Annotated in this window: 16 protein-coding genes and 2 pseudogenes; 9 read left to right on the forward strand and 9 right to left on the reverse strand. The window is 57.6% G+C overall.

Annotation, left to right across the window (positions count from 1 at the left end; genetic code table 11):
- Positions 1-17 precede the first annotated feature (17 nt).
- Complete coding sequence (locus tag GTU79_RS12150; protein WP_214513974.1) at positions 18-1427, reverse strand: D-arabinono-1,4-lactone oxidase; 1410 nt, start codon at positions 1425-1427, stop codon at positions 18-20.
- A gap of 262 nt (positions 1428-1689) precedes the next feature.
- On the opposite strand from GTU79_RS12150, the gene GTU79_RS12155 reads away from it, so the two are divergent.
- Both GTU79_RS12155 and nirB read left to right on the forward strand, forming a co-directional pair.
- Positions 1690-2973, forward strand: coding sequence for a nitrate regulatory protein (locus tag GTU79_RS12155; RefSeq protein ID WP_203521734.1), 1284 nt, complete (start codon positions 1690-1692; stop codon positions 2971-2973).
- Positions 2974-3241: 268 nt separating this feature from the next.
- Positions 3242-6132 (forward strand): annotated as a pseudogene (gene nirB / locus GTU79_RS12160) (nitrite reductase large subunit NirB).
- Between the two features lie 191 nt (positions 6133-6323).
- Here nirB and GTU79_RS12165 read toward each other — a convergent pair.
- The 7 genes and pseudogenes from GTU79_RS12165 to narX form a co-directional block, all read right to left on the reverse strand.
- Entirely contained in the window at positions 6324-6899 is a 576-nt protein-coding gene (locus GTU79_RS12165) for a hypothetical protein (protein WP_203521732.1), read from the reverse strand.
- A 392-nt stretch (positions 6900-7291) separates the two neighbouring features.
- Positions 7292-7774 (reverse strand): hypothetical protein, encoded by a 483-nt coding sequence (locus GTU79_RS12170; protein ID WP_214513975.1) that lies wholly within the window; start codon positions 7772-7774, stop codon positions 7292-7294.
- Positions 7771-8211, reverse strand: a complete 441-nt coding sequence (locus tag GTU79_RS12175) for a hypothetical protein (RefSeq protein WP_214513976.1) — start codon at positions 8209-8211, stop codon at positions 7771-7773. The genes GTU79_RS12170 and GTU79_RS12175 overlap by 4 nt, the downstream gene beginning before the upstream one ends.
- Before the next feature lie 220 nt (positions 8212-8431).
- Positions 8432-9565, reverse strand: a complete 1134-nt coding sequence (locus GTU79_RS12180) for a hypothetical protein (protein WP_214513977.1) — start codon at positions 9563-9565, stop codon at positions 8432-8434.
- A gap of 398 nt (positions 9566-9963) precedes the next feature.
- Positions 9964-10845 carry a hypothetical protein gene (locus tag GTU79_RS12185; protein WP_214513978.1) on the reverse strand — a complete coding sequence of 294 codons (882 nt, stop codon included), beginning with the start codon at positions 10843-10845 and terminating at the stop codon, positions 9964-9966.
- A gap of 279 nt (positions 10846-11124) precedes the next feature.
- Positions 11125-11775, reverse strand: coding sequence for a two-component system response regulator NarL (gene narL / locus GTU79_RS12190; RefSeq protein WP_132921931.1), 651 nt, complete (start codon positions 11773-11775; stop codon positions 11125-11127).
- Positions 11772-13588 (reverse strand): annotated as a pseudogene (narX, locus tag GTU79_RS12195) (nitrate/nitrite two-component system sensor histidine kinase NarX). The gene narL and the pseudogene narX overlap by 4 nt, the downstream one beginning before the upstream one ends.
- Before the next feature lie 308 nt (positions 13589-13896).
- Between narX and GTU79_RS12200 the strand changes: the two are divergent.
- From GTU79_RS12200 to GTU79_RS12230, 7 genes are all read left to right on the forward strand, one after another.
- A complete protein-coding gene (locus GTU79_RS12200; protein ID WP_132921929.1) occupies positions 13897-15315 on the forward strand; it encodes a NarK family nitrate/nitrite MFS transporter in 1419 nt (472 codons plus the stop codon).
- A 306-nt stretch (positions 15316-15621) separates the two neighbouring features.
- Positions 15622-19398, forward strand: coding sequence for a nitrate reductase subunit alpha (locus GTU79_RS12205; RefSeq protein WP_203521726.1), 3777 nt, complete (start codon positions 15622-15624; stop codon positions 19396-19398).
- A complete protein-coding gene (gene narH, locus GTU79_RS12210; RefSeq protein WP_214513979.1) occupies positions 19395-20939 on the forward strand; it encodes a nitrate reductase subunit beta in 1545 nt (514 codons plus the stop codon). The genes GTU79_RS12205 and narH overlap by 4 nt, the downstream gene beginning before the upstream one ends.
- Positions 20932-21666, forward strand: a complete 735-nt coding sequence (narJ, locus tag GTU79_RS12215) for a nitrate reductase molybdenum cofactor assembly chaperone (protein ID WP_203521724.1) — start codon at positions 20932-20934, stop codon at positions 21664-21666. Before narH ends, narJ begins: the two co-directional genes overlap by 8 nt.
- A gap of 2 nt (positions 21667-21668) precedes the next feature.
- A complete protein-coding gene (narI, locus tag GTU79_RS12220) occupies positions 21669-22346 on the forward strand; it encodes a respiratory nitrate reductase subunit gamma (protein WP_203521723.1) in 678 nt (225 codons plus the stop codon).
- Between the two features lie 30 nt (positions 22347-22376).
- Positions 22377-22721, forward strand: a complete 345-nt coding sequence (locus tag GTU79_RS12225) for a nitrous oxide-stimulated promoter family protein (protein WP_203521722.1) — start codon at positions 22377-22379, stop codon at positions 22719-22721.
- Complete coding sequence (locus tag GTU79_RS12230; protein WP_214513980.1) at positions 22718-23083, forward strand: DUF488 domain-containing protein; 366 nt, start codon at positions 22718-22720, stop codon at positions 23081-23083. The genes GTU79_RS12225 and GTU79_RS12230 overlap by 4 nt, the downstream gene beginning before the upstream one ends.
- Positions 23084-23207: 124 nt before the next feature.
- Here the strand turns inward: GTU79_RS12230 and GTU79_RS12235 are convergent, their stop codons facing one another.
- A complete protein-coding gene (locus GTU79_RS12235) occupies positions 23208-23543 on the reverse strand; it encodes a hypothetical protein (protein WP_203521720.1) in 336 nt (111 codons plus the stop codon).
- Positions 23544-23556 lie beyond the last annotated feature (13 nt).

A 23556-nucleotide genomic window follows, 5' to 3' on the forward strand; every position in this document is an offset into this window, starting at 1 on the left:
CGTCAGAGGGCGGCTGTTTAATAGGAAAGTGGACTTATAGCTAAATCGTTAATGAAAAGTTCGGCGATAAAAGCATTGGCGAATTTCCCTCGATCCAGGGCGGATTTTACCCGGCGAAAATGGTCCCATTGCGGATATAGCTCCCGCCAGCGATAGAGATCTTTATCGTAATATTTCCCCCAGTGGGGTCGTCCTCCTTCCTGCGCCAGCAGTTTTTCCGCTTCGTTAATAAAGCGCGCGCCGTCCGGCGATAGCGAACCGTCTTCGGCGTAATACACCACAAAGCCGAAAAAACAGGTGGCTTCGCCATAGGCCGGACTCAGCCAGGCGGCGGAAGGGCCGGTACATCTGAGGATAATGGGGTAATGCATATGGGGGTTGGTGTCTTTATGCCATTGCTTTATCTTATTGATGACCCGGCCGGCACGATGCAGGGGAATACCGATTTCGATATTGATCTGCGGCGTGGCGATGCCCCGGCAAAAAAGCTGGTGGATATCGCCGGTGACATCGGAAAAATCCTTGAAGCGGGTGACGGTTTGGTAGGGTTTGCCTTCTTTCTCTTTTATTTTGGTGTCGTCCTGCATATGGCGCAGGGTACGGTCCACCGTGGCATTCAGGCTGCTGTCGCGGCTGGGGCGAATCACCGGCTGCCGTTTGTTGAGCCGATAGCGCGCTTCTTCATCGGCGGTGGCGTTACGGGCGCACCAGACATGCACCTGATTTTCAGCGGGAAACCACCAGGCTTTATTGAAAGGAAATTGTTCATTCCATTCGTACAGTTTGCTGTGCAGATGCTCAGCGCTGCTGGCGCTTTTCTGGCAGGTATAGAGACGCGCCGCACAGGTGCGCAGGGTAATTTCGGTGATAACTCCCAGGGCGCCGAGGGCCAACTGAACGGCGCCAAAGCGGGGATCATCGGCGGTGAACTCAATGATTTCGCCGTCGCCGCGAATCAGGCGAACCCGCACGACTTCGTCCGCCAGCGAGCTTTGTTCCAATCCTTGGCCGTGGGTGCCGGTGGCGATGGCTCCGGCCAGGGTTTGCAGCGCAATCACCCCCGGCGAGCAGGGCAACATCCGGTCCATTTCCGTCAGCGTCCGGTAAACCTCGTGCAGCGGCGTGGCGGCGCCGAAGGTCGCGGTCTGTGCCGTGGAAGCCATTAATCCGGACAGGGCCGAAGGATCGATAAGCGTATCCCCCGGTCCCTGGATACGCAGCAGTTCGCCGGGAGAAAGCCGGCTGCCCATGACCTTGATTTTCCCCGTGCAGGCGGCGACGATCTTTTGCAGCTGCGCTTCATTTTCCGGACGCTGTACCGCCGTCCGGGCGCCCACCGGATAGTTCCGGGCCCAGTTCCATACCTGCGGATCGCTGTCCGCCATCTGGGGATGTCTTCGAGGATAAAGTTCCGGTTCTTGTGCCATCACACCTGCTCCGTGAGTGAATCCAAAGGGTAATCCGCGCATCGGTCATTATTTCTTATGCCGTTCAATAGTAGCGTAGACCATGTGGCGGCTTTGCAGGTAAAACCGATACTAACCCGGAGGAATTTCTGTACCGATAGCAAGAATAGCGATAACTGTAGTAACATCAGGGCTATGCTTCTCGGTGCGTGTTTGAAAAGAACAGCAAAAACATATCATTAAACCGCGCTGTTCCACAGGTGCTTAGCCGGACGGAAATCCCATGCGTGCAGACTCCTCCACAGCCATTCATTTTCTTCTCGCTTCGCGCCGGTGCGAAGTCAATAACCTGCGCCATCTGCTGAAAAACGGTGAGCTGGTGGGCAAGGTAAGCCAGCTTATCCATACGCTGCAGTGCGAACGCGGGGCATCCAACCTCTATCTTTGCTCCACGGGCCCCGCTTTTGCCGATGAGCTCGCCCGGCGGGTGGAGGAGGCGGATGTCGCCCAGACGCCGGTGCTGGATTCCCTGGCCCGGCTGGAAAAAACCACGGCGGCCCTGCCGCAGTCGTCACGCCTGTTCAGCGGGGTGGCAAGCGTGGTTTACGCCCTCGCCATGCTGCCGGCGCTGCGCCGGCAAATTCGCGATCGCGCCCTGCCGCAGCCGGCGATGACGGCTTTCTATAACGATATCATCCGCCATTTGCTGGCGCTGGTGTCGGAGGTGACGGATACCGCCGCCGAACCGGCCGTGGCGCGCGCGCTGATTGCCATGATCAGCTTTATGCGGGGCAAGGAGTTTGCCGGGCAGGAGCGGGCGGCGGGCGCCGCCGCCTTCACCGCGGGACATTTTGACGATGGCGTCCGGCAGCAGCTGGTGGGTCTTATCCACAGCCAGGAGCAGTGTTTCGAAAGATTCGTCGATTTCGCCGATGAAGAGAGCGCACAGCGCTGGTTGAACCAGAAGGCGGACAGCGGATTTGAACGTCTGCGGCGGATAGCCTGCACCCGCACCGAGGCGGGATCGGCGCCGCAGGAAGAGGGCCTGAGCTGGTATACCCTGGCGAGCCGGCGCCTGGACGGCATGAAGCAAATAGAGGACGGATTGGCGCGGACGCTGATGGCGCGGTGCCAGGGAAGTATTGACGCCGCCGAGCGGGCATGCGATGACCAGCAGGCGGATATTGAGACCCTGATGAGCCGCCGGGGGGAACCGGCGCCGGACTATGCGGTGTTTGTCGCCGGCAGCGAGGGCGGCGGCCTGGCCGAGGGCTGGCTCGGCGGCGATGGCATGCGCCCGCAACTGGGGCGTTCGCTGCTGGGTCTGATCCAGCAGCAGGATCGGCGTTTGCAGTCCCTGGACCAGGAGTTGTCCGCCCTGCGCGTTACCCTCGGGGAGCGCAAGCAAATTGAACGGGCGAAGGGTTTATTGATGCAGCACAGGGGATTGAGCGAGGAAGAGGCCTATACTGCCTTGCGCAGGTTGGCGATGAGCCAGAACAAGAAACTCATCGACATTGCCGCCGCGATGCTGACCATCGCCGATGTTCTGGCGAATCATCCCTAAGGGGGCGGAGAAGTTAAACGCCCGGGGCTGATAACGGGGGATTTCCTTCCGGGGAAATGTCACCGGACGGCGGGCGGCAAAGCGGCAAAACACACATTCAGTTCCGCGGGCCAATGAGGGTTCGCGGGACGCAAAAGGGCAAAGGCGTCCATGGTTATGCGATTAGTCGTATAGCTGTGGACGCCTTTTTTGTTTTCGGGGGCGGCTGAGGGCTGCAAGGACTGATGTCATGAGTAAACCGGTATTAATCGTTATTGGCCACGGCATGGTGGGTCATCATTTCCTGGAACGGCTGGTGGAGCAAGACCTGCACAAGCGCTACAGGATTGTGGTCTTCGGCGAAGAGCGCTACCCGGCCTACGATCGGGTTCATCTGTCGGAGTATTTTGCCGGGCGCAGCGCGGAGTCCCTGTCCCTGGCGGAACCGGGATTTTTTGTCGACAACGGCATCGAACTGCGCAGCGCGCAGGAAATCACCCGCATCCATCGGGGGCGCCGCTGCGTCGTGGATGCACAGGGCAGGGAAATCCCCTACGACAAGCTGGTTATCGCTACCGGATCCTATGCTTTTGTACCGCCCATCACCGGCAGCGAGCGTGAAGGTTGCCTGGTTTACCGTACTCTGGACGATCTGGACGCCATTGCCGTCCGGGCTCGCCGTTCGGAAATCGGGGTGGTGATTGGCGGCGGCCTGCTGGGGCTGGAGGCCGCCAATGCCCTGCGGCAACTGGGGCTTGAGACCCATGTGGTTGAATTTGCGCCCAGGCTGATGGCGGTGCAGCTGGATGACGGCGGCGCGGGCATGCTGCGGCGGAAAATCGAAGCGCTGGGGGTCCTGGTGCATACCGGCAAGGACACGCGGGAAATCACGGTGGGCAACCACGGCCGGCTGCGGCTCTGCTTTGCCGGCGGCGACACGTTGGATACCGACCTGGTGCTGTTCTCCGCCGGCATTCGCCCACGGGATCAGTTGGCCAGGGAGTGCGGCCTGCAAATCGGTCCGCGCGGCGGCATTGTTATCAACGACCAGACCTGCACCTCCGATCCGGATATCTTCGCCATCGGCGAATGTGCGGTCTGGCAGGGGCGGAACTTCGGCCTGGTGGCGCCGGGCTACCAGATGGCGCGCACCGCCGCCGCGGTGCTGGCACAGCAGGACGCGGTTTTCCGGGGCGCGGATATGAGCACCAAGCTAAAGCTGCTGGGGGTGGAAGTGGCCTCGGTGGGGGATTCCCTGGCCGTTACGCCCGGCAGCCAATCCTACCAATGGACCGACGGTCCCAATGAAATCTACAAAAAGATCGTGGTTTCCGCCGACGGCAAGCATTTGCTGGGGGCGGTGCTGGTGGGGACAGCAGTGACTACAACACTTTGCTGCAAATGGCGCTCAATGACATGGCGCTGCCGCCCCATCCGGAAAGCCTGATCCTGCCCGCCGGCGACGGCCAGGCCGCCAAGGCCCTCGGCGTGGCGGCCTTGCCCGACCAGGCGCAGGTTTGTTCCTGCCATAACGTCAGCAAAGGCGATATCTGCGCAGCCGTAAAAGACGGCTGCATTGATCTCAACGCCGTCAAGGCCCGCACCAAAGCCGGCACCGGCTGCGGCGGCTGCGTCCCCCTGGTGAAACAGATCATGGAATACCAGCTTACACAGCTGGGGGTGGAAGTAAAAAAAGACGTCTGCGAACACTTCGCCTATTCGCGGCAGGAGCTCTACCATCTGGTGCGGGTCAATAACATCCGAACCTTCGATGAGCTTATCAGCCGTTATGGCCGGGGCATCGGCTGTGAAATCTGCAAGCCGCTGGCAGGATCAATCCTGGCGTCCTGCTGGAACGACTACCTGTTGCAGCCCGACCATTTGCCGCTGCAGGACACCAACGATCGTTTCTTCGCCAACATCCAAAAAGACGGCACCTATTCGGTGGTTCCCCGCATACCGGCGGGAGAAATCACCCCCCAGGGCCTTATCGCCATCGGCCAGGTGGCGCAGCGCTATCACCTCTACCTTAAAATCACCGGCGCGGAACGGGTGGCCATGTTCGGCGCCCGCCAGGAACAGCTTCCCGCCATCTGGCGTGAACTGGTGGATACCGGCTTCGAAACCGGCCATGCCTACGGAAAATCCCTGCGCACGGTAAAATCCTGCGTCGGATCCACCTGGTGCCGGTTCGGCGTGCAGGATTCCACCGCACTGGCGATCCGTCTGGAGAACCGCTACAAGGGACTGCGCTCGCCGCACAAATTCAAAATGGGCGTCTCCGGCTGTACCCGCGAATGCGCCGAAGCGCAGGGCAAGGATATCGGCGTTATCGCCACCGATAAAGGCTGGAATCTGTACGTCTGCGGCAACGGCGGCATGAAACCCCGCCATGGGGATCTGTTCGCCAGCGTCCTGGACGCCGACCAACTGATACGCACCATCGACCGGGTATTGATGTTTTATATCCGGACCGCCGGCCGGCTGCAACGCACCAGCACCTGGCTGGACAACCTGGAGGGCGGGGTGGATTACCTTAAAGAGGTTATCCTGCAGGACAGCCTGCAGCTGGTGGACGAACTGGACCGGGAAATGCAGCAGGTAGCGGATAGCTATCAGTGCGAATGGCGTACCACTGTGGAAAGTCAGGATCGGTTGCCGCTGTTCCGCGCATTCCTTAACAGCGATAGCTCCGACGAAGCGGTGGTCATGGTGCCCGAACGGGGACAAATCCGCCCGGCCCGCATTGAAGAGAAGCCCGCTGCGGATACCGCGCCGGTCATACCGGCAACGTCTGTGGCCGGCGTCGAACAATGGCAGCAGGTGGGCGAACTGGCGGATATCCCAGCTAACGCCGGCATTGCCGTACGGGTAGCCCAGCGGCAGATTGCCCTGTTTTACCTGCCGCGCAATCCGCAGCAGGTCTACGCCCTCGACAACCTCGAGCCGGGGAGCGGCGCCAACGTCTTGTCCCGGGGCATTATCGGCGATATCGCCGGGGAACCGGTAGTCATCTCTCCGCTGTATAAAAAACGCTTTCGCCTGCGTGACGGCGTCAGCCCCGACGATAGCGGCCTGCGGGTAAACGCCTGGCCGGTGAAAGTGGAACAGGGCCGAATCTGGGTGGGAAGCCAGCCCCTGGCCGCGGCGGACATCCCGGACGAGGAGATTGCCTGCTAACGGCGGCGGGCTGTACATCCGGCCCGCTTTGATGTCCTGAATAATTCGGGGGAAAGATCGCTTGCAGGTTCGCGCCCACACCACCTTTTGTTAGCGAACCCCGCCACCGCGTTGCCTCACGGGATACTATGACGGCGTGGCGGGATCGACGCTGCAAGATTGGCAGAGTGCAGGATGAGTCGCCTGTTTGGTTATTTTTTAGCCATTCTTGAACATAATTGACTTACCTGCAAGCTTGCCCAACCTTTATTTGCCGTAGAAATTGGATGGGAAGGGTAATGGGGTACCGTAGTGTTATCCTCAAAATTCACGTTGTCCATAAAATCGAAATGCAATGATTTCTTAAACTTTATGCTAAGAGGATTCCCGATCAAATTTAATTCCTGCACCTGAATGAGTAACTTCCGGGGTAATTTTTCAATTTTATTATAGCTCAGATCGATTTTAAGCATCTGATCAGGGTAGGGAAGAGGCAATCCGGTTAACTTATTGTGGCTGGCATTAAGAATTTTCACAAATAAAGGTAATATTGGCAGGCAGCTCAGGCCGAGATGAGATAAATCCAGCTCTTCATGCCGATGGTTATAACCATCCATTATTCTGTCAAAAGCGACTTGTCGGTTTCTTTTTTCTTCACCCCAGGCTTCTCTCGCCCAACCTGCCCATTCACCGTGATAATTAGGAACCCAGTCCCAGTTTCTTATCCTGGCATTACCATCTGAAAAATCTTGTTTGGGACAACAGGTGAAATATTCCACTAGTCGCATAATTAATACTCTCCTCACTTATTTAAGGATCTAAACACAACAGTTTATCAGCGCTAAGGTAGACAATCGTATTTTTTGTTATATTTAAGAAGAAATATAATTCCAGATTATCTTTTTACGATAATTCTGTAGTCATCTTTTTAATTATTTCATAGGTAAGACGCGGAGAGAATGAAAGGCATGCTTACCCACTCACGGATATATTACATTATCATGAAAATTAAATTTTATTTTTTTATCGTAGGTTAAAAATAATTTAATACCCTTGTCTGTCATATCATTCGGTTTAACGTAATATGGCCTAATAAAATAATGATCACCCTCTCATTATGGCATATTCTTTTCTAAAATGATTTTCAGAAATAAGGTCTTGTCCATTGCCAATTATGTATTCATTTTTTAAAATCATATAATTCTTTTGTTATTGGATCGCGAAAGCTGATACCAGTGATCAGGGCTTCTTCGAGCTCTGACCCACCGCCGGCAATGGTTATCTCTGCTGTCTTATCTGCCGTCTTTGTTACTGAAGTTCCTTTAATTGCTGTAGCTTCACCCACTGGCCTAAACTTGGCAGGATGTGTATTATAATAAATATGTAATAATTCATGGTAAAGAGCAATGGCGGGATCTCGATTACGCCAGGGCTCCGCCTTGAGGGTTGTGCCGTCGCCGATGATAAAGTTTCCAGGATCAAACGCGATGGCGCCGCCAGCACTGTTTTGGCGTAAAATATACCGTCCTTGACACGCTCTATGGCGCTCATGGTCGGGGATGAATGGTGAAGGCTTTTCTCGCAAAGCCAGTAATATTTTTGTCCCAGCGGGGTCTGTTTGATGCCGTTCAATACATTTGTGACCAAAGAAATAAAAATTCATTGCCCGAGATGGCGATTTTGTCGCGGTTCTTGTCCCCTGCAGGACGAGATTATAGTGTAGAGTTTTGGATTCTCACCATAAAGCGGCATGGGTGTGGTGGATAATTCATCCAAGGCAGACGCGAATTTTCTAAAAATACTTTTGACTCCGATGGGTGAAGATAATTGATGATTTTTACAAAATACCGATGTTTCCACAAACAATTCATGAATATCATCCACATCAGCCTTCGTATTGGTTTTCAACGGCAGGCTGATATTCTCTACCCATGCCTCTTGCATGGCTGTTATCTTTACCGTTGCAAGATTAACCTTTTCATCCCTGAACACACATTTCTTTATAAAATCAATGGCGAGCTGCTTTAACTGGCGTATCGAACCCGCTTCGTATTGCCTGTGTTCCTGGAAAGCTTTATTTATATGGTGAGCGCTTTTCAATATCCGATTGTTCGCTATATCCTGTTTGGCCTTATCAAGTAATTTTTTATCTTAATCTTCTGTTTAAGAAACGTGTTTTGCTGGCCATATTTTACCAGCTCTTGAGGTTGAACGCTTAGCTGTCTAAAGAGCCCATCCTTATAGTGCAAGGACAATACATGCAGGCGATCCTGGGATCTGATTTCGTAACAATTGATATAGTCTTTCGACGGTGAAACGCCTACAAACCTCTCCTTGATGCGCAAATAACTTTTTGGTCTTTAGTCCACTGTAAGCCCCGCTCATCCGGAGCGGATAACATGTGTTCCGTGCAATGAGGGTCAATCATGTCGGATCTGATAGCATCCAACAAGGACGGATCGATTTCTTCCGCGGTAGGCGTTTGCAATCGCCAGCCATCGTCATTGAACGACAGGGCATACTGAATGTCCGGTTTGCTTTCGTCGATCATGGCATACTTTATTCCATGCGCCTTGGTGCTCGTCAGTTTGACGGCGGCCTTTTCGCCGTATATCTCGATATAATGCCGGTAAACCGGTTGCGAAAAGGCGGCGTCTTTGGTCACCAATTCATAAATAGGCGCCTGTCCATAATAGTCAGAATCAACGTACGGCTTTAGTACCCCTTCTTCGTTGGCGGCGAGCTTGATTTTGCATTGGTCAATGATATTTTCTATCGAGCGCGCCGGCGCGTCAGGCCACGCACGGGCGCTCAAACCGGCGCCGGCCTCCGTGAATCGGACGGCCTCTTGGGCATGGCCTGCCGCCGCTCGTGCGACGGGCAGGGGAACGATCACCGCCTCACCACGCGCAGGGCTGTTAAGCGGCGATTGTTCCCTCGCGCCGGCAACAGTTTGTTTGCGGCCGGCTAACGGCACGTGGCTCTCAGGCACCTTTTCCCCAGGTTTGGCTAACGGTGCTTGTCTCTCAGGCAATATCTCGCCGGGAAGCGGGGGAAGGCGCGCCACCGGCTTGGCGGGGTGAGCCGTTTTTATTACCAAAGGTGGCCGCTTATCACTGCCGAGGGACGGTTGCAGCGTCTTAGGCGGGACATTCCCCGGCGACATAACGGGTGCGTCGATACGATTATGACGCATGATTGTCAAGAGGTCGGCGATATCGTTATTGACGGAGAGGGCAGATTTATTAGCTGATGCCGTACGATGAATATCGCGCTCTATAAACGGAGACAAGGCGGCAAAATCATCGTAGCGCGAAGCGCTTTTGACGCCGACATTTTTTACAATGGCGGCGGCACTACCGCCCGCCAACACGATGCCGCCGCCCGCGGCCTTGGCTCCTGCGCGTACCAGCGCGGTGCCTCCAGTGGCCGCGGCGCCCGTTTCTGCGAGCACCGCGCTCCCGCCGGCCGCGGCGCCTGTCCCTGCGAGCACCGCGCTCCCGCCGGCCGCGGCGTCTGTCCCTGCGAACACCGCGCTCCCGCCGGCCGCGGCGCCCGTTTCTGCGAGCACCGCGCTCCCGCCGGCCGCGGCGACTGTTCCTGCGAGCACCGCGCTCCCGCCGGCCGCGGCGCCTGTCCCTGCGAGTACTGCGCTCCCGCCGATCACGGCAAGAATTGGCCTAGGTGCTATGAACTCTTCAGGTAGCGGCCTCTCAGCCACCTTACCGCCGGGATCTTGCCATTGCCCGCTAACCGGCGATTCCAAGGATGCAGGCGCGGGGTGCTCATCAACAGCGGACAGCTGGACGGTATCCTGCTTCGCGGCCCGGCCCGAAGAATCGAGCCCCGGACTCAAGTCTTGCCGTCCTGGCCGCTGTTCAATCGTGGATTCGTCCTGCGCGATAGCGGCGGGGATCTTTTCCGTACCCTCGCTAACCTGTGGCTGGTACCCCGCCGCCTCCGCCCGGGGTTGGGGGAGGGCTTCACCATGGGTGCGTCCGGCGGCAACAGGGCCGGCACCGATAGAGGCTTCTTATAGACGGGCCGGGCGAATAAGAGCGGGGCCGGATAATGGGGATATTCCTCGTGCGGCACGGTAAAAAACTGGAATGAAATCCCATTGTGGTTTTTTTTATTTATAGGCTGTTGGGGTTTTACTTCCGGCGGTAAAAGGGACGGCGCCGCCTGACGATTTTTATAGATTGGCACCGCAAAAAAACGAGTGCCTTTATAAGCTGAATATTCGTTATCAGGCAAATACATTAAATTGAACGAAACCTCAGTATTATTTCTCTTCGACAAATTCGGCTGGGGATCGATATTTCCGTGCTGATGGTTGGAAGACGTCCCGGCGGTGATATCGGCCGGAGGATAGGCTAAAGCAGGATTATCTGCCCCACGGCCGCTGACACGGCCGGCCCGCGAATTATCCACAGCCGGCGGGGCCAGCGCTTGCGTCGCATAAAGCCCGACCATCGCTGCCTGGGTCACGCTTTGAATACGCATTTTCGCCGCAGGCGAATTTTCATAAGGAGGAATGGTTGGGTTATTTATCTCTTGCGCCAGTTGATAAAGCGCCCGGCCCCCGGCTCGGTATTCTTCTTCCGGTGCCCTGTCCTCCGCCTGGGGGAGGTTGCGTGCCCGGGCGATTGGCAACATGAACAAGGACAACACCGGTGAATAAATAAATACATCTATCATTAATTCTTGAATATATAAATTGAGCTTTGTCACAGTGACGGACCCCGGTAAAATTTAATCTATATTGATATTGTAAATTGAATGGAGTAATTCGCTTTGTCGATACGTATTTAATTGCTTATAATTAATGTGGCTTTATATAGGGCTTTATAACGGACTAATAAAAATCAGCAGGATCAGGCAAGACAATAACAGAACATTTTCCTTCCCGGAAGGGAAAACTATTCTTATATTAATCCCATTTAGGGAAGCCAGACCGTTAAACGCGGTATGATTCCGCGAGTGCTTTATTCTGATTTTGCCACGAATCAGCTAAAGCATTCTGTTCTGCAATGCCCACACCGCCGCCTCGACCCGGGACTTGAGACTCATTTTCTTCAGCAGATGCTTCACATGGACTTTCACCGTGCTTTCGGTAATATCAAGCTTGCGGGCAATCAGCTTGTTCGATAGTCCATGGGCCAGCAGCTTAAGGATATCCCGCTCCCGCGGGGTCAATGACTGGATATCCCGCTCCGCGCCGGGGCGGTTTTCACGTAGTCCCGCCGCCAGCACCGGCATCAGCGCCGCGCTCAGCACCATCTTTCCCGCCGCGGCCTGCCGCAGCGACTCCAGCAAATCCTCCGGCTCCATGTCCTTAAGCAAATAACCGTCGGCGCCGCGTTTTATGGCGGTGATCACATCGTCTTCGTGGTCGGACACGCTAAACACCACGATCCGCCCGGAAAGGGGAATGCGGCGCATTTTATCCAGCGTATCCAGCCCGTTCAGCCCCGGCATATTTAAATCCAGCAGAATCAAATCCGGATCCCACTCCGCCGCCAGCCGTACGCCTTCTTCACCATTGGTGGCTTCCGCCACGACTTTCAGACTGCCGTCCAGACTGATTAACTGCTTGACCCCGCTGCGCAGCATCGGATGATCGTCGATCAGTAAAATGGTGGCGGGATCTTGCGTGCTCATGCCGGGCTCCTGTATTCCCGCTCCGGGGACGATGTCTGCGGATAAATCACCACCCGGACTTCGGTGCCGCCGGCGGCGCGCCGTAGCACCCGGCAGTGTCCGGGCAGTCCGGCGGCGCGATCCCGCATGATCATCAGACCGTAATGATGGGGCCGCTGCTGTACGTCCGGCAGGCCGCGGCCGTTATCGCAAATGCTCAGCACAATCTCATCGCCCTCTTTGGCCGCCGTCACGCTGACCCGGCTGGCCCGTGCGTGTTTAAGCACGTTATTCAGCGCTTCGCGGCTGATATGAATCAAATGAATCACCTGGTGCGGCGTAAAGGTGCCGGCGGGTAATTGATAATCGAAATCTATTTGGAACCCCAGCTTGGCCGAAAATTCATCTACCGCCGTCTTCAGCGCCGCACGCAGGCCCGGCTCGGTCATACTCAGACGGAACGTGGTCAGCAGTTCCCGCAGCTGCCGGTAGGCGGTATTCATTTCCTCGCGCATCTGCTGCATCAGCAGCTTGTTTTCCGGCGCGCTGTCCTGGCTTTGCATTTGCAGGCAGCCGATTTGCAATTTCAGACAGGACAAAGACTGGGCAATACTGTCATGCAATTCCGCGGCGATGGCGGTCCGTTCCGCCATCAGCAGCATCTGCTGGCGATGCTCGGCCTGCCGCTCCAGCGCCAGGGTACTGGTTAATTGTTCAATCAGCGTGGCCATCAGACGCTGCTGGGCATCGTTCAACGGACGCTCCGCCGGATTGCGCGCCAGCACCAGGCCATAGTTGCCCAATTTATCCCGCAGGCTCCAGCTCAGCGGCTGCAAATCCTCATCGTTCGCCGGGCCGGCGGAATAGCGGATATGCGTCACCGGCGTGGGGCCTTCTTCGGAGAGTCCGGCGGCCAGGGAAGCGTCGTCGAACTGAGCCTCGCCGTTGCTTTCGTAGAGCCTGATCTGGATTTCCCGCAGCGGCGTGAAGGACTGCAACTCCTCCAGCACCGGCAACAGACGCTGGCTTAGCGGCTGGTTATTGTGCAATTGACGGCTGGTGCGATAGAGATAATCCAGCACCCGGTTTTTTTGCTGTAAATCGTCGGTTTTCTGCGCTACCCGTTGCTCAAGTTCAGCATACATTTGCGATAGGGAGTGTGACATAGTGTTCAATGTCAGACCAAGCAGGTCCATTTCATGATGGCCCCGGCTGCCGGAACCGGCGGGCAGCGGATAACGCTGGCTAAAATCCCCGGCGGCCACGGCGTTGGCCTGGCGCAGCAGCCGACGCCAGGGCTGCAGCAGGCGGCGGCGCAAATAGAGTATCGTCCCCAGCAGCACCAGCAGGGAAAGGGCTATCTCCGTTTTTTGCACCTGCGCCACCAGCGTCAGCCGGCGTTCGGTTTTCCGGTCGATGGCGGAAACCAGCCCATCGATCTGGCGGACAAACTCCGCCACTTCGGCGGCGGCCTCCTCGGGACGGCGAGCCTGCTGCAGCCGAGGTTTCAGCCGCGTCCGCCAAAAATCGCGCAGGGCGGCATATTGACTCGTCAGCCGTTCCCGCCGTACCGGCTGCTGCAAGTCATCGCTTGACTGATCCTGTTCCAATTCCGCCATCAGCGGGGCGCTGTCGCTCCCCAGGGCACCCGCGACAGCAAACGGTAGCTTTGCATCCGCAACGAGCCGGCCTTGTTAATGGCATGAGCGTTGCCCTGCATGCCGTGGGCCATCCACAGCGAGAGGCCCATACCGCCGATACCGAGCACGCTCAGCGTCAGCATAAGCAGCGTCACCTGGCGAACAATGGAAAGCGGAGCGGAAACCTGTTTCATAAGCGGGTGTTCCTTATTCAGCGACGCACATTGTTTCCCATTGTTGGAAATTACCCTATACCCCTTATGGAGTCCCCCAAAATTGCCGGTAGTGGAAAAACAATACCCCAGTTCTGCATGTGGTTTTTACCATGCTAAAATATAGACGATTTTTAGGGTAATACCACATACTTACTAAGGAAAGGAGGCCCCACAGGGGGTTTTTAATGGAACCCCGCCGGCTTGATTTGCATCAATTCCCGCCGGTGAAAGGTTGCCTAGGGTAGCGAGAAATAACACGACTCTTCTTACCCTGAGCGAGGCTTTTCATGAATCCTCTTACCCGACCCGTCAGCGCACCACGGGGCGCCGTTATCGAACAGTGGCAGCCGGAGCAGCCTGAATTCTGGCGTACTTACGGACAGCCCGTCGCCCGTCGCAATCTCTGGATTTCCATTTATTGCCTGCTGCTGGCGTTCTGCGTCTGGATGCTGTTCAGCGCGGTGGCGGTCAACCTGAACAAGGTTGGTTTCCATTTTACCACCGACCAGCTGTTTTTGCTTACCGCGCTGCCCGCGGTGTCGGGCGCCATCCTGCGGGTGCCGTACTCTTTTATGGTGCCGCTGATGGGCGGGCGCCGCTGGACCGCCATCAGCACCCTGTTCATGGTGATTCCCTGCCTGTGGCTTGGCGCCGCGGTGCAGGATCCCCGTACGCCGTTCGGCGTCTTCGTCGCTATCGCCCTGCTGTGCGGCTTCGCCGGCGCCAACTTCGCCTCGAGCATGGCCAATATCAGCTTTTTCTTCCCGAAGGCCAGACAGGGCAGCGCGCTGGGGCTCAACGGCGGCATGGGTAATCTGGGCGTCAGCGTCATGCAGCTGGTGGCCCCGCTGGCCATCTCCTTCTCGATGTTTTCTTTTTTCGGCGGCGCCGGCCAACTGCAGGCGGACGGCAGCCGGTTATGGCTGGAAAACGCGGCTTGGATCTGGGTGCCGCTGCTGCTTATCGCCACCGTTTTGGCCTGGTTCGGCATGAACGATCTCGCCACCGCCCGTGCGTCCCTCAGCCGTCAGCTCTTGGTGCTTAAACGCGGGCATATGTGGGTTCTCAGCCTGCTTTACCTGGCGACCTTCGGTTCCTTTATCGGCTTTTCGGCCGGGTTCGCCATGTTGGCGAAAACGCAGTTCCCCGCCATGCAAATCCTGCATTACGCCTTTTTCGGCCCGTTTGTCGGCGCGCTGGCGCGTTCCGCCGGCGGCGCCTTGTCGGACCGGCTCGGCGGTATCCGGGTAACGCTCGTGAATTTCATCCTGATGGCGGTATTTGTCGCGCTGCTGTTCCTTACGCTGCCCAGCCACGGTCAGGGCGGCTCTTTCGCCGCGTTTCTCGGCGTGTTCCTTTTGCTGTTCCTTACCGCCGGACTGGGCAGCGGTTCCACTTTCCAAATGATCACGGTGATCCTGCGGCGGCTGGCGGTATCGCGGGTACTGGCCCAGGGCGGCAGCAATGAGGAAGCGCAGCGGGAAGCCGCCACCGAATCCGCCGCCGCGCTGGGGTTTATTTCCGCCATCGGCGCGGCGGGGGGCTTTTTCATCCCCCAGGCGTTCGGCATGTCCCTGGCGCTCACCGGCTCGCCGGCCGGGGCAATGAAGCTGTTTCTGGTGTTTTACGTGGTATGCGTCTTGATCACCTGGTTTGTCTACGGCCGCAATATCAATAACGGCCTGGCCACCAGAAAACCGCGTTGATCGTAGTTCCAGACAGCTGACAGATATGCTCGGAATCAATAAGGAGGGACAGGATGCCGGAAGAGTAAACCGTCCGCGCCATGGACCAATACGCCGGGAGCGTATTGGAACAACGCCGTCAGGCGTTGGCCCGCAGGGCGGCTACCAAGGAAGGTAGCCGTAATCGCGCGGATCGAGCCTCCATGGATGGATTCACGGCAGGACTTACCGTATTGATACGATCCGGCATCCTGTCCCGACCGGGCACTATGTCATTGAGCTCAAACTGCATGGGCAGCCTTTCATCATCAACCTGGAGACACCCGGATGAGCAAATTTCTCGACAGGTTCCGCTATTTCAGCCAGTTGGACAAGCCCTTCGCCGACGGCCACGGCCAGACGCTGAATACCAACCGCGATTGGGAAGACGGCTACCGCAGCCGCTGGCAGCACGACAAAATCGTGCGGTCCACCCATGGCGTGAACTGTACCGGCTCATGCAGCTGGAAAATCTATGTCAAAAACGGTCTGGTGACCTGGGAAACCCAACAAACCGATTACCCCCGCACCCGGCCGGATATGCCGAACCACGAACCGCGGGGGTGCCCGCGCGGCGCCAGCTACTCCTGGTATCTTTACAGCGCCAACCGGCTGAAATATCCCCAGATGCGCAAGCTGCTGCTCTCTTTATGGCGCGAGGCCCGTGGGGCGCATGAAGATCCGGTGGATGCCTGGGCGGCCATCATGGACAACCCCGCCGCCGTCCGGCGCTACAAACAGGCGCGCGGACGCGGCGGATTTGTCCGCACCACCTGGGAGGAAGCCAATGAGCTGATTGCCGCCGCCAATGTCTATACCGCGAAAACCTACGGCCCGGATCGCATCATCGGCTTTTCCCCCATCCCGGCGATGTCGATGGTGTCCTACGCCGCCGGCACCCGTTATCTGTCCCTTATCGGCGGCGTTTGCCTGAGTTTTTATGATTGGTATTGCGATTTGCCCCCCGCCTCGCCCATGACCTGGGGCGAACAGACCGATGTGCCGGAAGCGGCGGACTGGTACAACTCCTCCTATATCATCGCCTGGGGCTCCAACGTACCCCAGACCCGGACGCCGGACGCCCACTTTTTCACCGAGGTCCGCTACAAGGGCACCAAAACCGTCGCCGTGACGCCCGACTATTCCGAGGTGGCCAAGCTGTGCGACCTGTGGCTGCATCCCAAGCAGGGCACGGACAGCGCGCTGGCATTGGCGCTGGGCCATGTGATTCTGCAGGAGTTTTATATCAACCGGCAGAGCGCATATTTCCTGGATTATGTCCGCCGTTACACCGATATGCCCATGCTGGTGCTGCTGGAGCAGCGGGACGGCTATTATGCCGCCGGCCGGTTGCTGCGGGCCGCCGATCTGGTTGAAGGCCTGGGGCAGAGCAATAACCCGCAGTGGAAAACCGTGGCCATTGATGCCGGCGGCGGCGAACTGACGGTGCCGCTGGGTTCCATCGGTTTCCGCTGGGGCGAAAAGGGCAAATGGAATCTGCAGCAGCTGGACGGCGATGGCCGGGAAACCACGCTGCAACTGAGCCTGCTGGACCGCCATGACCGGGTGGTGGAGGTGGGGTTTCCCTACTTCGGCGGTACCGAACGGGAACATTTCAATTCGGTGCCGCTGGATAATATCCTGCGGCACCGTTTACCGGTGAAATCCCTCACTCTGGCGGATGGCAGCGAAGCGCTGGTCACCAGCGTCTACGACCTGACCCTGGCCAATTACGGCATTGATCGCGGATTGGGGGATGAAAACTGTGCCGGCGGTTACGATGACATCAAGGCCTACAGCCCGGCCTGGGGCGAAAAGGTCAGCGGCGTTTCCCGGGCGAATATCATCCGCGTGGCGCGGGAATTCGCCGATAATGCCGATAAAACCCATGGGCGCTCCATGATTATCCTCGGCGCCGGCATTAACCACTGGTACCACATGGATATGAGCTACCGGGGCCTGATCAACATGCTGGTTTTCTGCGGCTGTATCGGGCAAAGCGGCGGCGGCTGGGCGCACTATGTCGGCCAGGAAAAGCTGCGGCCGCAAACCGGCTGGCTGCCGCTGGCCTTCGGCCTGGACTGGCAGCGCCCGCCCCGGCAAATGAACAGCACCTCGTTTTTCTACAACCACTCCAGCCAGTGGCGTTATGAGACCCTGTCGCCCCAGGAACTGCTGTCCCCCCTGGCGGATAAGTCCCGCTTCACCGGCAGCCTGATCGATTTCAACATCCGCGCCGAACGCATGGGCTGGCTGCCTTCCGCGCCGCAGCTCAATACCAATCCGCTCTCCATTGCCCACAGCGCCAAAGCCGCCGGACTCACGCCGCAGGAGTACAGCGTGAAGGGGCTGCAGGATGGCTCGCTGCGCTTTGCCGCCGAGCAGCCGGATGACCCGCAAAACTTTCCCCGCAACCTGTTTGTCTGGCGCTCCAATTTGCTCGGATCCTCCGGCAAAGGCCATGAGTACATGCTGAAATACCTGCTGGGCACCGAGCACGGCATCCAGGGCCAGGATCTCGGCCGGCAGGGGGGCGTGATGCCGGAAGAGGCGGAGTGGCGGGAGCAGGGGGGCGAAGGCAAGCTCGATTTGGTGGTGACGCTGGATTTCCGCATGTCCAGCACCTGCCTTTATTCCGATATCGTGCTGCCCACTGCCACCTGGTATGAAAAGGACGATTTGAATACCTCCGATATGCATCCCTTTATCCACCCCTTTTCGGCCGCGGTGGACCCGGCCTGGGAATCAAAAAGCGATTGGGAAATCTATAAAGGCATCGCCAAGGCGTTTTCACAGGTTTGCCGGGGGCATCTGGGGGTGGAAACGGATGTGGTGACCCTGCCCATCCAGCACGATTCCAATGCCGAACTGGCGCAGCCCTATGGCGTGACGGACTGGAAAAAGGGCGAATGCCCGCTGATTCCGGGTAAAACCGCGCCTCATCTCATGGTGGTGGAACGAGACTACCCTAATACCTATGAACGCTTCACCTCTCTGGGTCCGCTGATGGATAAGCTCGGCAACGGCGGCAAAGGCATCAACTGGGATACCCTGACGGAAGTGGATTTCCTGCGCAAGCTGAACCGCGCCAAGCTCGACGGCGCCGCCGCCGGCCGTCCCAATATCGATACCGCCGTTGATGCCGCGGAAGTGATTCTGTCGCTGGCGCCGGAAACCAACGGCCAGGTGGCGGTAAAGGCCTGGACGTCGCTAGGGGTCGCCACCGGCCTTGACCACCGCCATCTGGCCCTCAATAAAAAAGACGAAAAAATCCGTTTCCGAGATTTGCAGGCGCAGCCGCGTAAAATCATCTCCAGCCCCATCTGGTCCGGACTGGAGGATGAACATGTCTCCTACACCGCCGGCTATACCAATGTGCATGAACTCATTCCCTGGCGCACCTTGTCGGGCCGGCAGCAGCTCTATCAGGACCATGAGTGGATGCGCGCGTTTGGCGAAAGCCTGCCGGTCTATCGCCCCCCCATCGATACCCGCGCCGCCGTGTCGCAGCTGAATCTTAAACCCAACGGCAATCCGGAGAAGGCGCTGAACTTTTTGACGCCGCATCAGAAATGGGGCATTCACTCCACCTACAGCGACAACCTGCTGATGCTGACCCTCTCCAGGGGGGGACCGATCCTCTGGTTAAGCGAGGATGACGCGCGGGAACTGGGCATTGCCGATAACGACTGGGTGGAAGCGTTCAACGCCAACGGCGCCCTCAGCGCCAGGGCGGTGGTGAGCCAACGCATTCCCGCCGGCATGATCATGATGTATCACGCCCAGGAGCGGATCATGAATCTCCCCGGTTCGGAAATCACCGGCCAGCGCGGCGGTATACATAATTCCGTGACCCGGGTCTGCCCGAAACCCACACATATGATCGGCGGTTATGCCCAGTTGGCCTACGGCTTCAACTATTACGGCACCGTCGGCTCCAATCGCGATGAATATGTGGTGATCCGCAGAATGGACCGTATCGACTGGCTGGACGGCGAAGGCAATGACGACGCCCAGGGCAACGCGGCGGCGGGAACCTCACACTATACGGCGAGGGTAAAATGAACATTCGCTCCCAAGTAGGCATGGTGCTCAATCTTGATAAATGCATCGGCTGCCACACCTGTTCGGTGACCTGTAAAAATGTCTGGACCAGCCGGGAAGGCATGGAATACGCCTGGTTCAACAACGTCGAGAGCAAGCCTGGCATCGGTTATCCCAATGCCTGGGAAGACCAGGAAAAGTGGCAGGGGGGCTGGATCCGCACCATCAAGGGCCGGCTGCAGACGCGCATGGGCAGCCGCGTCGGGCTGCTGTCGAATATCTTCGCCAACCCCCATATGCCGGAAATCGATGACTATTACGAGCCGTTCGATTACGACTACCAAAACCTGCATACCGCGCCGGCGGGTAAACACCAGCCGGTGGCGCGTCCCCGATCGCTGCTGTCCGGCCGGCGAATGAAAAAGATTGTCGGCAGCGCGAACTGGGAAGATATCCTCGGCGGCGAGTTTGAACAGCGCGCCCGGGACCGCAACTTCGATAATATGCAAAAAGCCATGTACGGCGAGTATGAAAACCCCTTTATGATGTATTTGCCCCGCCTGTGCGAGCACTGCCTTAATCCGGCCTGCGTGGCGACCTGCCCGAGCGGCGCTATTTACAAGCGCGGCGAAGACGGCATCGTGCTTATCGATCAGGACAAATGCCGCGGCTGGCGCATGTGCCTTACCGGCTGCCCCTACAAAAAGATTTACTTCAACTGGAAAAGCGGCAAGTCGGAGAAATGCATTTTCTGCTATCCGCGTATCGAAGCGGGGCAGCCCACCGTCTGCTCAGAAACCTGCGTCGGGCGCATCCGCTATCTGGGGGTTCTGCTCTATGACGCCGACCGCATCGAACAGGCGGCGCTGGCGGAAGATGAGCAGCATCTCTACCAAAGCCAGCTGGATATTTTTCTCGATCCCAACGATCCGCAGGTTATCGCCCAGGCGCTGCGGGACGGCATACCCCAAGGGGTAATCGACGCGGCCCAACAGTCCCCGGTCTATAAGCTGGCGGTGGACTGGAAGCTGGCGCTGCCGCTGCATCCGGAATACCGCACGCTGCCGATGGTCTGGTATGTCCCGCCGCTGTCCCCCATCCAGTCCGCCGCCGACGGCGGAAATTTGCCCCTGAGCGGCGTGCTGCCGGATGTGGAAAGCCTGCGCATACCGGTGCAGTACCTGGCCAATATGCTCACTGCCGGCGATACCGCGCCGGTGCTGCTGGCGTTGAAACGTCTGTTGGCCATGCGTCATTACAAACGCGCCGAAACCGTGGAGGGGATATCGGATATCAGCGCCTTGGACGAGGTGGGACTCACCGAGGCGCAGGCCCGGGAAATGTACCGCTACCTGGCCATCGCCAACTATGAGGATCGTTTCGTGGTGCCCTCCAGCCATCGGGAGCTGGCGCGGGAAGCCTTCCCGGAGACCAGGGGCTGTGGTTTCAGCTTTGGCGACGGCTGCCGCGGCAGCGACAGCCGTTTCAATCTGTTCGATACCCGCCGTATCGACGCCATCGATATCAGCGGTAACACCGCCCGTGGGGGTTCCCATGATTAGCCTGAAGATTATCGGCATGTTGCTGGATTATCCGCAGCAGGATGTCCGGGATAACCGGGCAGAGCTTAACTCGGCGGTCCGGGCCGCCGCTGAGCTTACCGCCGCCCAAAGCGCGCCGCTGACGGATTTTATCCGGCAGTACTGCGACGGAACGCTGCTGGACGCCCAGGAAGCCTATTGCGGACTGTTCGACAGAGGCCGCGCCATGTCGCTGCTGCTGTTCGAACATGTCCACGGCGAATCACGCGATCGCGGCCAGGCGATGGTGGATTTACTGCAGCAGTATCGCGATGCCGGTCTGCGGCTAGACAGCCGCGAGCTGCCGGACTTTTTGCCGCTGTATCTGGAATACCTCTCCCTGTGCCCGCCGGATGACGCCCAGGAAGGGCTGCGGGATATCGCGCCCATCCTGGCTCTGCTGGGGGCGCGGCTGCGGCAGCGCGAGAGCCGCTATGCCGAACTGTTCGATCTCCTGCTGAGCCTGTGCGACAGCGAACTGCGCAGCACGACCCTGCGGGAACAGATCGCCGGCGAAGCGCGGGACGACACCCCGGCGGCGCTGGACGCGGTGTGGGAAGAGGAGCAGGTCACGTTCCTGGGCGGGGAGGGCTGTGACACGGCGGAGCAGACCCGGCACCAACGTCGTTTTGCCGGCGCGGTGGCGCCGCAATATCTGGATATCGGACAAGCCCCGGCGCGGCCGGCCGCCGACAGCAAAGGACAATAATCATGGCATTTCTCAATGCATTCTTTTTCGATATCTATCCCTATATCGCCGGCGCGGTATTCCTCATCGGCAGCTGGATTCGCTATGACTACGGGCAATATAGCTGGCGGGCCGGATCGAGCCAGATACTGGACAAAAAGGGGATGCGCCTGGCGTCCAACCTGTTTCATATCGGTATCCTCGGCATCTTCTTCGGCCATTTGTTCGGCCTGCTGACGCCCCACTGGGTCTATGAGCTCTTTTTGTCCGTGGCGCTGAAACAAAAGCTGGCCATGGGGGCCGGGGGGATTTGCGGGCTGCTGACCCTGGCGGGGGGCGGGCTGCTGTTAAAACGCCGATTGTTGAATCCGCGCGTGCGGGCCAATTCCAGCTTTGGGGATATCATGATCCTCACCCTGCTGGTGGTACAGGTCTGCCTCGGCCTGCTGACCATTCCGTTTTCCGCCCGGCACCCGGACGGCAGCGAAATGATGAAGCTGGTGGGCTGGGCCCAGGCGGTGGTGACTTTCCATACCGGCGCCTCGGCGCACCTTGCCGGCGTCGCGTTTATCTATCGCCTGCATCTGGTGCTGGGCATGACGCTATTTCTCATGTTTCCGTTCTGCCGGCTGGTGCATATCTGGAGCGCGCCGGTGGAGTACCTGACCCGGCGTTACCAACTGGTGCGCAACCGGCACTAAGAAAAGCGTGTTTCGTTGAGGATGCCTACAATGACAGGAAAGCGGATTTTGCGAGAGAAGCTCACCCTTTACAAAATGATTGCGCTCTATGCGCGCCGCAGCCCGGAAGCCTTGCCCGATCCCTTTCATTATCAGGCACTGTATGAATACGCCGCTAAACGCCTCGATTGCTGTGTCTTCGGCGAAGAAAAACCGGCCTGTAAACACTGTCCCGTTCACTGCTATCCCTTCGCCAAGCGGGAAGAAATAAAGCAAATCATGCGCTGGGCCGGTCCCCGGATGTTATGGCGTCATCCGCTATTGGCCTTGCGACATTTGCTGGATGGCAAACGTCCTGTTCCGCCATTGCCGGAAAAATACCGGAGTAAAAAATGACCATATCATGCAAACGGGTCTACGATCGCGTTGAAAAAGACGATGGTTATCGGGTGCTGGTCGATCGCATGTGGCCGCGGGGATTAAAAAAAACCGACCTGGCCTATGACGAATGGTGCCGGGATGTGGCGCCGTCCAGCGACTTAAGAACAGCCTTTCATAGCTCATCGTTAAATTTTGATGAATTTGGCAAAGCCTACCGCCGGGAGCTTGGGGCGAACATCCCGGCCTGGAAGGCGTTACTCGATCGCGCCGGGCAAGGGAACGTCACGCTGCTGTATGCCTCCCGCGACAGGGAGCGTAACCATGCGCGGGTGCTGCCGGCGTTTCTTATTGAGCATTATAAGAAAGAAAATGAATAAAATTTAATGACTCGTGCGTACTATGATCTCCCCTTGATATAATGCTAGAGAGTTTGCGCGAGTGCCGGGGCTTAGCGCTGAAAGAGAGACTTAAATAAGGGGTTACCCCCCTAGTTCATTGCCGTCATTTTTTTGTCGAGAGTTTAACGGTCGCTTCGCTTGGCCAACTTAGGTTCATCACAACACATTGTTCCGTGTGGTGAGGTGGCTTTGGCGGGTTTTCCTCAAATTTCACATGGGTCATCGTCGGGTAATGCAATGTCTTCCTAAATTTTTTGTTCAGAGGATTCCCAGTAAGAATTAACTCTTCCGCCTCATAAAGTAAATCTGAAGGGACTTGTTCAATATCATTGTTACTAAGGTCAACCTGAATGAGCTTTGTTGGATATGGATAAGGTAAGCCGGTTAACTTATTGTGGCTGGCATTGAGGATGTTCACCTGGCGGGGTAATATCGGCAAGCAGCGCAATCCG

Origin of the sequence: Sodalis ligni, from assembly GCF_016865525.2 — a bacterium.
In the GTDB taxonomy this organism is placed as follows: Bacteria; Pseudomonadota; Gammaproteobacteria; order Enterobacterales; family Enterobacteriaceae; genus Acerihabitans; species Acerihabitans ligni.

What these genes read in the sequence shown, in the direction of transcription:
- GTU79_RS12150 (WP_214513974.1), bottom strand. Translation starts at nt 1,427, where the DNA reads ATGGCACAAGAACCGGAACTTTATCCTCGAAGACATCCCCAGATGGCG.
- GTU79_RS12155 (WP_203521734.1), top strand. Translation starts at nt 1,690, where the DNA reads ATGCGTGCAGACTCCTCCACAGCCATTCATTTTCTTCTCGCTTCGCGC.
- GTU79_RS12165 (WP_203521732.1), bottom strand. Translation starts at nt 6,899, where the DNA reads ATGCGACTAGTGGAATATTTCACCTGTTGTCCCAAACAAGATTTTTCA.
- GTU79_RS12170 (WP_214513975.1), bottom strand. Translation starts at nt 7,774, where the DNA reads ATGAATTTTTATTTCTTTGGTCACAAATGTATTGAACGGCATCAAACA.
- narL (WP_132921931.1), bottom strand. Translation starts at nt 11,775, where the DNA reads ATGAGCACGCAAGATCCCGCCACCATTTTACTGATCGACGATCATCCG.
- GTU79_RS12200 (WP_132921929.1), top strand. Translation starts at nt 13,897, where the DNA reads ATGAATCCTCTTACCCGACCCGTCAGCGCACCACGGGGCGCCGTTATC.
- GTU79_RS12205 (WP_203521726.1), top strand. Translation starts at nt 15,622, where the DNA reads ATGAGCAAATTTCTCGACAGGTTCCGCTATTTCAGCCAGTTGGACAAG.
- narH (WP_214513979.1), top strand. Translation starts at nt 19,395, where the DNA reads ATGAACATTCGCTCCCAAGTAGGCATGGTGCTCAATCTTGATAAATGC.
- narJ (WP_203521724.1), top strand. Translation starts at nt 20,932, where the DNA reads ATGATTAGCCTGAAGATTATCGGCATGTTGCTGGATTATCCGCAGCAG.
- narI (WP_203521723.1), top strand. Translation starts at nt 21,669, where the DNA reads ATGGCATTTCTCAATGCATTCTTTTTCGATATCTATCCCTATATCGCC.
- GTU79_RS12225 (WP_203521722.1), top strand. Translation starts at nt 22,377, where the DNA reads ATGACAGGAAAGCGGATTTTGCGAGAGAAGCTCACCCTTTACAAAATG.
- GTU79_RS12230 (WP_214513980.1), top strand. Translation starts at nt 22,718, where the DNA reads ATGACCATATCATGCAAACGGGTCTACGATCGCGTTGAAAAAGACGAT.